The sequence below is a fragment of the Hyphomicrobium denitrificans 1NES1 genome (assembly GCF_000230975.2).
In the GTDB taxonomy this organism is placed as follows: domain Bacteria; phylum Pseudomonadota; class Alphaproteobacteria; order Rhizobiales; family Hyphomicrobiaceae; genus Hyphomicrobium_B; species Hyphomicrobium_B denitrificans_A.
On sequence record NC_021172.1, the window covers coordinates 3690778 to 3703194 of the forward strand.

Genomic DNA, 12417 nt, shown 5'->3' on the forward strand with positions numbered 1-12417 from the left:
GAATTGCAAGCGCCTCCAGCAGCGCCCGATGCGATCGCTGGCGGCTCCAAGAGCCGCATAATATGCGACCTTTCGTGACGATCTAGCTGACCGCCCTAAAGCTGCGCCTCGCAATCGGCTGTTCCGGCTCGGGCGCAGGCGGTTCCGTTCCGGGATCGTCGGGGGCACGCGGCGCGACGAAAAGCTTCGTATCGTCCTTTTGAATGGATTGAACGGGCCGTATCTCGCGTTGCGCCTGAGCCGGCGGGATGTCGGTCGCTGTGGCTTTCGCGGCGGTGGCGAGCTTAGCGGCCTCGGCCGGCACAGTCTGTTCGGACGGCTCGTCCGATACGGCAGCCGTGTTTGCGCTTGCCGCTTCCGGCGTGGGCTTCACCGTGACCGTCACAGGCTCCGCGTCGATGACGTCGTCCTGTGTTGCGCTGGCTCTATCGGGGTTTGGGGTTGCAGGCGTCTCAGCCGGTGCCTCGATTGCAATCAGCTCCTCAAGCCGCCGCGCCAGGATTTCAGTGCGTGTCGCGTCGCGTGTCTCAACGGGGACACGCCACTGGAAGGCATCAAGCCTGCCGTCGACTGGCGAGATCGGCTCCCAGTGATCGGAGATGACGCCGTCGGCGATCCACGCCGGATCACGGGCGGCGTTCATCGCACGTGCCAGCCATTCGCGGACGCGGCCTTTCTCGCCGTTCTCGCCGGCTTCGATCCGCGCCATCAACGTCGCGACGCGCTGGGTCAGGCGCTCAGGCAGCAACGGCTCGAGAACGCGGCGGGCTTCGTCGTACATTCGAGCCTCGATCGCGGCCGTTGCGACGGCAATCGGGCTTTCGATCGAATGCGGGTTGAGCGCCGCGAGCTGACGTTCGCGATCGAATCGATCGCGCGTGCTATCGCCGACGCGCGCATAGGCATAGGCAGCTGCGAGATCGGGATGCGGTGACTTCGCCCACGTCTTCTGCAGCACCTTGGCGGCCTTGGAGGTGTTGCCGCGGGATGCGAGAATGCGTCCGGCAATTGCCGCGGCGGGCACCAAGTCCGATGCCAGACCATGCGCTTCCAGCGCCAACGCGAGAGCTTTGTCCGGCGAATCTTCCTCAACGTTCTGGGCCTTGGCGGTGAGAAGGACGGCGCGCTTGCGGTCGGCTTCGGCCTTGGCGATGTGTCCGTTCTTCCTGGCGTGGTCCAACGTCTGGAGGGCCGCCGTCCAATCCTTCTGTTTGCACTGCTGCTCGAACAGTGCGGTAGCGGACCAGCCGAGCTTCGGGTTGGCCTTCAGCGCGCGGCTCGCGAATTGACGTGCCGCCTCGCCCGCGCCTTGGCGCTCTGCCTCAAGGAAAAGTCCGCGTAAGCCGAGCTGCTCCGTTTCGGGCGATGCGAGCATCGCTTCGTAGATACGCCGCGCGGTCGCACGGTCGCCGGACAGTTCCGCCGACTGGGCGCGCAGGAGGTGCGTCAGCGGCTCGTGTGGCAGCGATTTTCGGGCCTGCAACGCGAAGCGCGAGGCCAGCATGCTGTCGCCCGCGCCGACTGCGATCAGGCCACTCGATACTGCATCGAGCCCTTTGCGCTGGCGCCGTTGGACGAGCCGGTCCCCGATGGCCGCGGGGCTGTTCCAGAGTGCGCGGAACACCGACCACAAGAAGACGATCGAAGCGATTGCCGCGGCGAGGAGCACGACGGCGCGGAACACCGATGTTTCTATATCGTACCCCTGCCAAACGATCTGCAGCGTCCCAGGGCGATCGGCAAGCCAGGCAAGACCCGACGCGATCAATGCGATTGTGAGCAGATAGACTACGAGGCGCACCATGACGCAAACCCTTCGCTGATTAAGGCGCTGACTTAGCCGTGGGCGCGGAGCCCGGAGCAATCGACGATTTGAGCTGTGCCTCGAGTTGGGCGAGCGTACTGTCGACGCCGACACGTGCATTCAGTCTGTCGAGGAAGGGGCGGGCTGCATCTTGCGCTGTCTGCGACAGGTCTTTCGACATTTCAAGAACGTCGCCCAGGCGGCCATCGTTAAGTGCAACCTGCATGCGGCCGAGAACTGCTTCCGTGCTCTTGTCGTCGGGTTTCAGATCGATACGGCGGACGCGAACCACGGACTTTGCTTCCGACCACAGACGATCCATGACGCCGGTATTCTGGGCTTCGGATTCGGCGTCCATTGCGGCATTGGCGGCTGGGCGGAACTCATTCTTGAGGTCGGCAAGCGTCGGAGCTCCGGTATTCTGCAAGTCTTTCAGCGCACTTAAATCGAGCGAACTGCCGGCGAGACTTTCAATATCGGCGAGTTGCGTTGAATATTTCTGGCCGCCGTCGATGAGCCGTTTCAGGTTCTGAAGCTGGAGAGCCAGGACGACCTGCTCGGCGGTTTTTTGTCGGGCGCCTTCGCTCTGGACGACCTGCTGAATGCTTTTTTCGAGGGCAGCGGTGCGCTCCGCGATCGGTGCGACGGAGGCTGCGATCTCGGCCGGTTTTGCGACGTTCGCTTTAAGAGCGTCGAGCGCCGTCGCTACCTGAGCCGTTTGGTCCTGGGCGGTTTTGAGATCGGCGGCGATGCGGGCGGTTGCATCCTTGTTGGCATTCACGTTTGCTTCGATCCGAGCTGCGTCGGTCTTGAGGCTCGCGACATCCTTGTCGAGCCGTAGCGAGCCTGCCTGTGCGGTCTCGCTGGCGGCCGTTGCGACCTGGACCCGGCTATCGACATCCTTCGTCACGCTCGCGCGCAAGGCGGCAAGCTGCGTCGACAGGCTGGTTTCGAGGTCCGTGACTTTTGCGGTCAGGCCCGCAAGTTGCTCGATGCGGGTGGGGTTCGGATCGTTAGCGCCGGCATCGGCCAGAGCCTTGAGCTTGTCTTCGAGTTTGCCGACGCGCTCTATGAGCTGCGTCGAGCCGGTATCCGATGCCGCCGAAGCAAGTGCGGCTTTGGTTTCTGCGATGAGGCGTTTCTGGCTGTCGGTCAGCGCGGGTATCGTCTGCGCGGTTTTTTCGAGATCCGCGACACGATTTGCGATGACGCTTAGATCGGAAGCCGACGCGTCTTGCGAGACTTTCTTTTCAAGCGCTCCGACGCGTTCGGAAAGCGATGCCGTGTCGTTGACGAAGCGCGACGATGTTGTTTCAAGCCCAAGCTCCGGTATCGCCCATTGCAACGCCAGGAATGATAGAACGCCGCCAACGATACCGGCGACGAGATGGCTGAAAAAGCCGCCGCGCCGGTCGACGACGACTCTTGCGTCTGCCGGTTTGCCTGTTGCCGAAGAGGAGGACCTCGCCTGTTCGGACTTTTGGGGTTCGGCTTGCATCCTGGCCTCAGAGTTCGATTGGGTGCGTGTGCTCGCTGACGCCGCGTACGTCGAAGCAGCGGCAGGAAGGGGAACTTGTTGTTCCGATAAAGGGGTGGTGCGGGAAGCGCCCTTCGATGTCGCGGACTCCGTGCCTTTTGCGACCGGCGTGATCTTGATCTCGGTCGCTTTCAGATCGAGCGTCGCGTAGGGCCGTTTGGCTGGGCCGCCGGGGGTGCTGCCCGTACCTTTACTCGATTTGTCGTCTGCCATTAGAAACTCACGACTCCGTACGAAACTCGCGATGAATTCCGGGGTGGATTAAACTCCGGGCAAAAATTGATTGAGCCTGCTGGACTTTCCCGCCGGACTTCGAATTCGCTCCTGCGTTCGCCTTCTTACTCCGCTTCCGGACGTGCTGCGAGACGTTTCAGCACGATAAATATTTCTTCGAGATTGGGGCGGTCGGCAATTATGATGTTTTGCGTTCCCAGGCGCAACCTTAGGACGTTCGCCACGGCCTCGGAGATGCATGCGTAGCTTATTCCGGAAAGATCGTTCGGTTTTGCGACGTCGGGGGCAACACTGGCCCAGGTTTCGGCCGTTTTCGGTGACATTAAAACGACGACATCGATAACACCTTCGCGAAGCGCTTCGGCAATGCGCGGCGATAACGTTTCCGCTGCAACAGAACGATAGGCGACGACCCGCCGGATATTCACGCCTTGTTCGGTGAGAACTGCCGGGAGGTCGAAGGCTAATTTATCGCCCGCAAGGTAAACGAACGTTCCTCCGTCCGCTTTCGATTTGCGGACGATTTCCGGGGCAAGCTCGGCGCCGGTACCGGGGCCTTCGAAAACGTCCTTGAAGCCCAATTCAAGCGCCAAGGCTGCGGTTCCCGGTCCGACGGCCATCAGCGGCAACATCGTTGCCGGCACGAGCGCGGCGGACGCTGACAGCGTTTTGAGGGCGTTACGGCTTGTCACGATCAATGTCGATGCGCCATCGATCGCGCTCGGAGGAATCTCGTTCGGTACGATGCGGATCAGCGGTTCAAGGCTGACCTCCCAGCCAAGCTGCTCAAGCTGCGCCTTCAGCTTTTCTCCGTCGCCTTTGGGGCGCGTGACGAGGACGTGCATCAGGCGCTCGAACGGGCAAGAATGGCGGGATCTGCGTTGCTCAAGACTTCGTCCGCGGCGGCAAGGCCGATTTCGTGGGCCGTATTCGACGGACCGGTGCGCGAGACGTCATATCTCTGCCTGCCATCGACGGAGAGAACCTGTCCGCGGAACGATAGCCGGTCGCCGTCAATGACGGCATATCCGGCGATCGGCGTTCGGCACGAGCCTTCGAGACGGGCAAGGAACGCGCGTTCCGCCGTGACGGCGAGCGCTGTCGGGGCATCGTTCAGCGGTGCGACGAGCGCCGCTGCCCCTTGATCGCCGGCGCGAATTTCAAGTCCGATTGCTCCCTGCGCGGCAGCCGGAAGCATGTCTTCCGCCGGCACAATCGCAGTAATCCGATCTGCCAGGCCAAGCCGGTTCAATCCGGCGACGGCGAGGAATGTTGCTTCGGCGACGCCGTCTTTGAGCTTGCGCAATCGCGTCTCGACGTTCCCGCGAAAATCAATGACGCTGAGATCGGGGCGCACACTGAGCACTTGCGATTTGCGCCGGAGGGATGACGTTCCGACGACCGCTCCCCGAGGCAGCGCGCCGATGTTGGCGTGCTTCAATGAGATGAAGGCATCGCGCGGGTCCTCGCGCGGCAATGTCGCGCCGATGGCAAGCCCGTCCGGCAGCGCAGTCTGCATGTCTTTCATCGAGTGTACGGCGACATCGATTTCGTTTGCGAACAGCGCGTCTTCGATCTCTTTCGTAAACAGGCCTTTGCCGCCGATGTCGGAGAGCGGCCGGTCGGTCACACGGTCGCCGGTGGTCTTGATAATCGTGATCGCGATGGCGTCCTCGGGAAGACCGTGGGCTTTGGCAAGCCTGTCGCGGACCTCATGGGCCTGGGCAAGCGCCAACGGCGAGCCACGTGTCCCGATACGAATGCGGGCAGCTTGCAAAAGGGTTTCTCCGGATGCTAGGCGGGGCTCTCGGCCCGCTGGCCAGTTCGGGCGACATTAATGCTCCAAAGGAACGCGAATTCCAACCTCGCCCATCAAGAACTTAACGAGATGATGCCGCACGTCGATTCCGCCCAGGGTTTGTCGCTTGTTCTCGGCATCGAGACGAGCTGCGACGAAACGGCTGCTGCCGTCGTCGAGCGGCGCGCCAACGGGCAGGGCCGAGTTCTGTCCAACGTCGTTCTTTCGCAATTCGACAAGCACGCGATCTACGGCGGCGTCGTTCCCGAAATTGCCGCCCGCGCGCATACCGATTGCCTTGACCGGCTCGTTCATGCTGCTTTGGCGGAGGCAAAAATCGGACTTTCCGATCTTTCCGGAATCGCGGCGGCGTCGGGGCCGGGACTTATCGGCGGTCTCATCGTCGGGGCAACCACCGCCAAGGCGCTGGCGCTCGCGACCGGCAAACCGTTTCTTGCGATCAATCATCTTGAGGCGCATGCGCTGACCGTCGGTCTGACTGACGGCGTCAGGCCGCCCTATTTGATGCTTCTCGTGTCGGGCGGGCATACACAACTGCTGCTGGTGGAAGACGTCGGCCGTTATCGCCGGCTTGCAACCACGATCGACGATGCGCTTGGGGAAGCTTACGACAAGACGGCGAAGCTGTTAGGCCTGTCGATGCCGGGCGGTCCGGCAGTCGAGAAAGCTGCGCTCAGCGGCAACCCCCACCGGTTCGATCTGCCGCGACCCATGGCCGGGCGCGACGATCCGCATTTCTCGTTCGCCGGTCTGAAAACAGCCGTGCGGCATGCGGCGATGAAAATCGCGCCTTTGTCGCAGGCCGACGTTGTCGATCTCTGCGCATCGTTCCAGGCGGCGGTTTGCGAAAGCGTCGTGGATCGTGTGCAGCGTGCAATGCGCGCCGTTCTTCCGTCTCTTCCCGAAGGACGGCCGAAACCTTTTGTCGTTGCCGGGGGGGTTGCGGCGAATAAGGTCTTGCGCACGGCCCTTGTCGGCATCTCGGAGGAATTCGGATTCGCATTTCATGCGCCGCCGCTCGGCTTATGCACCGATAACGGCGCGATGATTGCCTGGGCCGGAGCAGAACGGCTGGCACTGGGATTTATCGACGGACTTCAGGCGCCCGTCCGGCCGCGATGGCCGCTCGATCCCGACGCCGTGAAGGCGGCCGGTGCCGGGATCAAGGCATAAGTCTGAAGCATGCATCATAATGGCGTGCTAAGCTTTGCCGATATCGGAGTGGGGGAAGCGTCTTTGCAGTTGCGGTCAGTCAGCATCATTGGCGGAGGAGCTTGGGGGACGGCGCTTGCGCAAACGCTCTCGCACGATACCGTGGTCACGCTCTGGGTGCGCGAGCCCGAGATCGTCGAAGATATCAACGCGCGTCACGTCAACCGCGTCTTTCTGCCGGGCGTTGACCTCAACCATTCCGTTCACGCCACAGGAGATCTTGCGAGCGTCGCGACCGCAGATGTAATTCTTGCCGTAGCTCCGGCGCAGCATTTACGTGGTGTGCTGGTAAATCTTGCGCGGCACCTGACGAACGGTGTTCCCATCGTCATTTGCTCGAAGGGGATCGAGCAAGAGACCGGCAAGTTCATGGGCGACGTCCTCGAAGACATCGTGCCGCAAGCGACCCGGGCGGTGCTTTCCGGTCCGAGCTTTGCCGCCGACGTGGCCCGCGGATTGCCGTCGGCACTTACTCTTGCATGCCGCAACGAAGCCGTGGGGCGGGCTCTTGCGGCATTTCTATCGTCGCGGCAAATGCGACTTTATTGGTCGAGCGACGTGATCGGCGCCGAACTCGGGGGTGCCGTCAAGAACGTGCTGGCAATTGCGGCCGGCATTGTCGAAGGGCGAGGGCTTGGCACCAGCGCGCACGCAGCCATCGTGACGCGGGGCTTTGCCGAATTGAGACGCTTCGGAGAGGCGATGGGCGCGCGGCCGGAAACGCTGCTCGGATTGTCGGGGCTCGGCGATCTCATCCTAACGTGCGGCAGTACGCAGTCGCGCAATATGTCGCTTGGCCGCGCATTGGGCGAAGGACGATCGCTTTCAGAGATTCTCGGGGCGCGGTCGGCCGTTACCGAAGGCGTCTATACGGCTGCTGCACTCGTTCGCCTGGCGCGCAAAAAGAATGTCGAGATGCCGATTGCGGAAGCCGTGCATGAGATCATCGAGGGGCGACTTGGCGTCGACGAGGCGATCACTGGGCTGATGCAACGTCCGCTCAAGGCTGAGGATTGAGCAGACCGTTCGCGTCGCTTAACGGAATTGATGACGGCGCCTTTACCGAATTTCAAGAGAGTTTCGGCAAGATGTCTCTATCCGGCGACCGCGATCCTCCAGGTCCAGGCGCCACGCTGTAGAAGCGTCCCTTGTCGTGTCGCGTCCAAAGACCCCGTGCTTGCTGAGCATGGGGTCTTTGATTTTTAGACGGGTTGAGCGGTTTCGCGTTTCACGCTACGCAACATTTAGGTGGTTCGCGAAGGCGCCTGCACATGCCTGCTTATTGGCTATTGAAGTCGGAGCCCGATGCGTTCTCGTGGGATGACCTTGTGTCGCGAGGAGCGAAGGGCGAATCCTGGGATGGCGTGCGCAACTATCAGGCGCGTAATAATATGCGCGCCATGAAGGTCGGCGATCTCGGCTTCTTCTATCATTCGAATGAGGGAAAAGACGTCGTCGGCATCTGCCGCATCATCGCGCTGGCGCATCCCGAGGCCAAGGACGAAACGGGTAAATGGGAGTGTGTCGACGTCGCGGCCGTCGCGCCGGTGCCAAAGCCCGTAACGCTCGACGCCATCAAGGCCAATCCGAAACTTGCAGAGATGGTGCTCGTCAACAATTCTCGCCTCTCGGTTCAGCCGGTTTCGGCCGATGAATGGAAAGAAGTGTGCCGCATGGGTGGGGTCGATCCACGGAAGCTCAAGGTGTGAGCAGCGAACGTCTCGACCAGGCCGACCCTCAGGCGCTCGCCCATTTCATCGAAGCAAACACCGAAATGCTGGCGCCGCCGCTGGTCCCGGAAATTGTCCTGCATCTCGCTGCCGAGTCGCTGCCGATCTGGCAAAAGACGGAAGACGAACTGGGGGAAATGAACGTGCCGCCTCCTTATTGGGCCTTTGCGTGGGCCGGAGGGCAGGCGATGGCGCGCTACCTGATTGACACCCCCGATATCTGCCGGGATCGGCCTGTGCTCGACCTGGGCTCTGGGTCCGGGATCTCCGCGATCGCTGCCGCAAAGGTCGGGGCAAGATATGTTCTTGCCGCCGACATCGACCCTCTCGCACTCGCGGCGATCGAGCTTAATGGTAAAGCCAATGACGTGCCTATCGAGACGACGGGGGACGATCTTCTGGCTCAGCCGGGTCCGCGAGAAGGCGTCGTGATCATCGGCGATCTCTTTTACGAGCGCGAACTTGCCGATGGGGTCCTCGGGTTCATTGATTCCGCGAAAGCGGCGGGCTGTACCGTCTTGATCGGCGACCCGCAACGGAGTTATTTCCCGCGCGGTCGCTTCGAAAAGCTCTTTGAATATCAGGTCCCCGTAACTCGCGAGCTCGAGGACGCAGAGATCAAGCGCACGGCCGTCTGGCGTGCCTGAATTTGTTGAGATTCGGTATCTTCTTCGGTTCTACCTTCGAGCATGTTGTGGGGCACTGATTGTCGCATCATAATGTGGTGAATAGTGGCCGCACCCTAGACGGCTAGCCGGAGGAACGCACGAATGTCCGACAAAGTCTATCCTGTGTCCAGAGAGTGGGCCGAGCGCGCCTACATCAACGCCGATAAGTATCGGGAGATGTATGAGCGGTCAGTCTCCGACCCCGAAGGGTTCTGGTCGGACGCCGGTAAGCGACTCGATTGGATCAAGCCTTATACACGTGCCAAGAACACCACGTTCGGACCCGGCAAGGTCGATATCCGCTGGTTCGAGGACGGCACGCTGAACGTCTCAGTGAACTGCATCGACCGGCATCTCGCGACGCGCGGCGACCAGACGGCGATCATTTGGGAAGGCGACAATCCGAACGAAAGCGAGACGATTACGTATCGACAGCTTTCCGAACGCGTGCAGCGGTTCGCGAACGTCCTCAAGAAGCACGGCGTCAAGAAGGGCGACCGTGTCACGATCTACCTGCCGATGATTCCGGAAGCAACCTACGCGATGCTCGCGTGCACGCGCATCGGTGCGGTGCATTCGATCGTTTTCGGCGGGTTCTCGCCGGACAGCTTGCAGAATCGCATCGAAGATGCGGAATCGACGGTCATCATCACGGCGGACGAGGGATTGCGCGGCGGCAAGCCCGTTCCGCTGAAAAAGAACGCCGATGCCGCGCTTGCCAAATGCGCGGGCGACAAGAAAGTGCTCGTCGTGCGCCGCACCGGCAATCCGGTGTCATGGACGCCGGGACGGGACCTGTGGCTGCATGAAGAACTGGCGACCGTTTCAGCCGAATGTCCACCGGAAGAAATGAGTGCGGAAGATCCGCTCTTCATCCTCTATACGTCGGGATCGACAGGAAAACCGAAGGGCGTGGTGCACACGACGGGCGGCTATCTGCTCTTCGTCGCGATGACGCATCAATATATTTTCGATTATCACGACGGTGATGTCTACTGGTGCACGGCGGATGTCGGCTGGGTAACGGGCCACAGCTACATCGTCTATGGACCGCTTGCGAACGGCGCGACGTCGTTGATGTTCGAAGGCATCCCGACGTATCCGACCGCGTCGCGGTTCTGGGACGTCATCGATAAATGGAAAGTCTCGATTTTCTACACCGCGCCGACAGCCATCCGATCGCTGATGGGTGCGGGCGACGATCTCGTTAAACGCACGAGCCGCGCTTCGCTTCGGCTTCTCGGGTCGGTCGGCGAGCCGATCAACCCCGAGGCTTGGGAATGGTACTATCACGTCGTCGGCGAAGGCCGCTGTCCGATCGTGGACACCTGGTGGCAGACCGAGACCGGCGGCATCATGATCTCGCCGCTGCCCGGCGCCACGGATTTAAAGCCCGGCTCCGGAACGAAGCCTTTCTTCGGCGTGCGACCGGCACTCGTCGACGACAAGGGACAGATCCTCGAGGGTGAGGCACAGGGCAACCTCGTCATCCTCGACAGTTGGCCCGGGCAATCGCGCACGATCTATAAGGATCACGACCGCTTCGAGAAGACGTACTTCTCCGCCTATCCCGGAATGTACTTCAGCGGCGACGGCTGCCGGCGCGATGCCGACGGCTACTACTGGATCACCGGGCGCGTCGACGACGTCATCAACGTCTCGGGGCACCGCATGGGTACGGCGGAAGTCGAGAGCGCGCTGGTGTCCCATCCCAAGGTCGCGGAAGCCGCCGTTGTCGGATACCCGCACGATCTGAAGGGTCAGGGCATCTACTGCTACATCACCCTGATCATAGGCGAGTACGGCGATGACGGTTTGAAGAAAGACTTGGTCGCGCACGTGCGCAGGGAAATCGGTCCGATCGCATCTCCCGATCTCATCCAGTTTTCGCCGGGCCTGCCGAAAACGCGCTCGGGCAAGATCATGCGCCGTATCCTACGCAAGATCGCGGAAGACGATTTCGGAAATCTCGGAGATACCTCGACGCTGGCCGATCCGGCGGTCGTCGACGAGTTGATCTCGAACCGGCAGAACAGGCGCGCGCCGTAACCTAGAAATCGGAGGCGATGCCGCCTTTTTCCCAATCTCCGAAGCGGGTCGGCTCAGGGCCGTCCCGCCCGCCGACCTCAGACGGTCTTGGCTGATTGGCAGCCTGCTGGCGGCGCGCTTCGGCCTCCGCCAGGGCTCGGCGTGCCTCCGGCGTCAGCGGGCGCGCCTCGTTTTCCGCCTCGGCTGCTTTGGCGCCATCGCCTCGATTAGGATCCGTGTTCACTATCGGTGTGCCTTCAATTGCAGGCGGAGCCTGGTTCTTTCAGCCCTTTATACGATCTTGACGTGACCATATATATGCTGCGGTCAGCCGCAGAAAGGCCTGCGGCCGTTTTATGGGAACCGTCACGAATGCCGATGAACTATGCCAGGACTGCGCTTCTTCTGGCTGTGCTTACCGCGATTTTCGTGGCGCTTGGCGCTGCGGTCGGAGGTAAGTCCGGCCTCGTCGTCGCGTTCTTCGCGGCGATGGTTATGAACGCGTTCAGCCTTTGGAAGTCTGACACGGCCGTATTGCACATGTTCAATGCACAGGAGGTCGACGGCAGAACCGCGCCCGAATTTGTGCAACTGGTTCGCGATCTCGCTAAGCGGGCGGCGCTGCCAATGCCGCGGGTCTACGTCATGAACAATCCGCAGCCCAATGCATTTGCGACGGGGCGCAATCCGTCGAATGCCGCAGTCTGTGCGTCGACAGGGCTGCTTGAGACCCTGAACAGGGGCGAGCTTGCGGGCGTGATGGCGCACGAGCTTTCGCACATTAAAAATCGTGACACGCTGACAATGGCCGTCGCGGCCACGATCGGCGGCGCGGTTTCGATGTTCGCGCAATATTTGCAATTCGGGATGCTGTTCGGGGGCGGCCGTAGCGATGATCGCGGCGGTCTTGGCATTCTCGGTACCCTTGCCGCCATTATCATCGCACCGATGGCGGCAGGGCTCGTGCAGATGGCGATCAGCCGATCGCGCGAATATCAGGCCGATCGCATGGGCGCGATGATTTGCGGTAATCCGCTTTGGCTCGCATCGGCGCTCAGGAAGATCGACAGGTCGGCGCGGCGAATTGAAAACCCCGAGGCGGAATCCGTTCCGGCCGCCGCGCACATGTTCATCATCAATCCGCTCAACGGGCACGGTGTCGATAACCTTTTCTCGACACATCCCAACGTTGAGAACCGTATCGCTGCGCTCGAAGCATTGGCGCGTGAGATGGGTGTAACGGCAGGTACGCGCGGCGAGGCAGAATCCTCAGATTGGGATGCGATGCCCGATTCTTCGGACGACAGCCGCGGCGAGGTCTGGATCGGCGGCCAAAGATACACGAAACCTCCGAGCCCTTGGGGGTGACGTGTCGAAAGCAATGA

The 12417-nt window shown here is 61.5% G+C and carries 11 protein-coding genes; 6 read left to right on the plus strand and 5 right to left on the minus strand.

Annotated features, from left to right (window positions below; all coding sequences use genetic code 11):
* Positions 1 to 82 precede the first annotated feature (82 nt).
* From HYPDE_RS17790 to hemC, 4 genes are all read right to left on the minus strand, one after another.
* A complete protein-coding gene (locus tag HYPDE_RS17790; RefSeq protein WP_015599946.1) occupies positions 83 to 1804 on the minus strand; it encodes a heme biosynthesis protein HemY in 1722 nt (573 codons plus the stop codon).
* Between the two features lie 19 nt (positions 1805 to 1823).
* Positions 1824 to 3554, minus strand: coding sequence for a hypothetical protein (locus HYPDE_RS17795; protein WP_015599947.1), 1731 nt, complete (start codon positions 3552 to 3554; stop codon positions 1824 to 1826).
* A 125-nt stretch (positions 3555 to 3679) separates the two neighbouring features.
* Positions 3680 to 4420, minus strand: a complete 741-nt coding sequence (locus HYPDE_RS17800) for a uroporphyrinogen-III synthase (protein WP_015599948.1) — start codon at positions 4418 to 4420, stop codon at positions 3680 to 3682.
* Positions 4420 to 5352, minus strand: a complete 933-nt coding sequence (gene hemC / locus HYPDE_RS17805) for a hydroxymethylbilane synthase (protein ID WP_015599949.1) — start codon at positions 5350 to 5352, stop codon at positions 4420 to 4422. Before hemC ends, HYPDE_RS17800 begins: the two co-directional genes overlap by 1 nt.
* Before the next feature lie 111 nt (positions 5353 to 5463).
* Here hemC and tsaD point away from each other — a divergent pair, with 111 nt between their 5' ends.
* From tsaD to acs, 5 genes are all read left to right on the plus strand, one after another.
* Positions 5464 to 6567 (plus strand): tRNA (adenosine(37)-N6)-threonylcarbamoyltransferase complex transferase subunit TsaD, encoded by a 1104-nt coding sequence (gene tsaD / locus HYPDE_RS17810; RefSeq protein WP_051112103.1) that lies wholly within the window; start codon positions 5464 to 5466, stop codon positions 6565 to 6567.
* 9 nt (positions 6568 to 6576) lie between these two features.
* Positions 6577 to 7623: an NAD(P)H-dependent glycerol-3-phosphate dehydrogenase gene (locus HYPDE_RS17815; RefSeq protein ID WP_015599951.1), complete on the plus strand. Its 1047-nt coding sequence runs from the start codon at positions 6577 to 6579 to the stop codon at positions 7621 to 7623.
* A gap of 254 nt (positions 7624 to 7877) precedes the next feature.
* Entirely contained in the window at positions 7878 to 8315 is a 438-nt protein-coding gene (locus tag HYPDE_RS17820; RefSeq protein ID WP_015599952.1) for an EVE domain-containing protein, read from the plus strand.
* Positions 8261 to 8983 (plus strand): class I SAM-dependent methyltransferase, encoded by a 723-nt coding sequence (locus HYPDE_RS17825; RefSeq protein WP_432263857.1) that lies wholly within the window; start codon positions 8261 to 8263, stop codon positions 8981 to 8983. Before HYPDE_RS17820 ends, HYPDE_RS17825 begins: the two co-directional genes overlap by 55 nt.
* A gap of 123 nt (positions 8984 to 9106) precedes the next feature.
* Positions 9107 to 11053 carry an acetate--CoA ligase gene (acs, locus tag HYPDE_RS17830; RefSeq protein WP_015599954.1) on the plus strand — a complete coding sequence of 649 codons (1947 nt, stop codon included), beginning with the start codon at positions 9107 to 9109 and terminating at the stop codon, positions 11051 to 11053.
* Position 11054: 1 nt separating this feature from the next.
* Here the strand turns inward: acs and HYPDE_RS17835 are convergent, their stop codons facing one another.
* Complete coding sequence (locus tag HYPDE_RS17835) at positions 11055 to 11276, minus strand: DUF1674 domain-containing protein (RefSeq protein WP_015599955.1); 222 nt, start codon at positions 11274 to 11276, stop codon at positions 11055 to 11057.
* A 134-nt stretch (positions 11277 to 11410) separates the two neighbouring features.
* Between HYPDE_RS17835 and htpX the strand changes: the two genes are divergently transcribed.
* Positions 11411 to 12400 (plus strand): zinc metalloprotease HtpX, encoded by a 990-nt coding sequence (htpX, locus tag HYPDE_RS17840; protein WP_244437846.1) that lies wholly within the window; start codon positions 11411 to 11413, stop codon positions 12398 to 12400.
* The last annotated feature ends 17 nt before the right edge of the window (positions 12401 to 12417 follow it).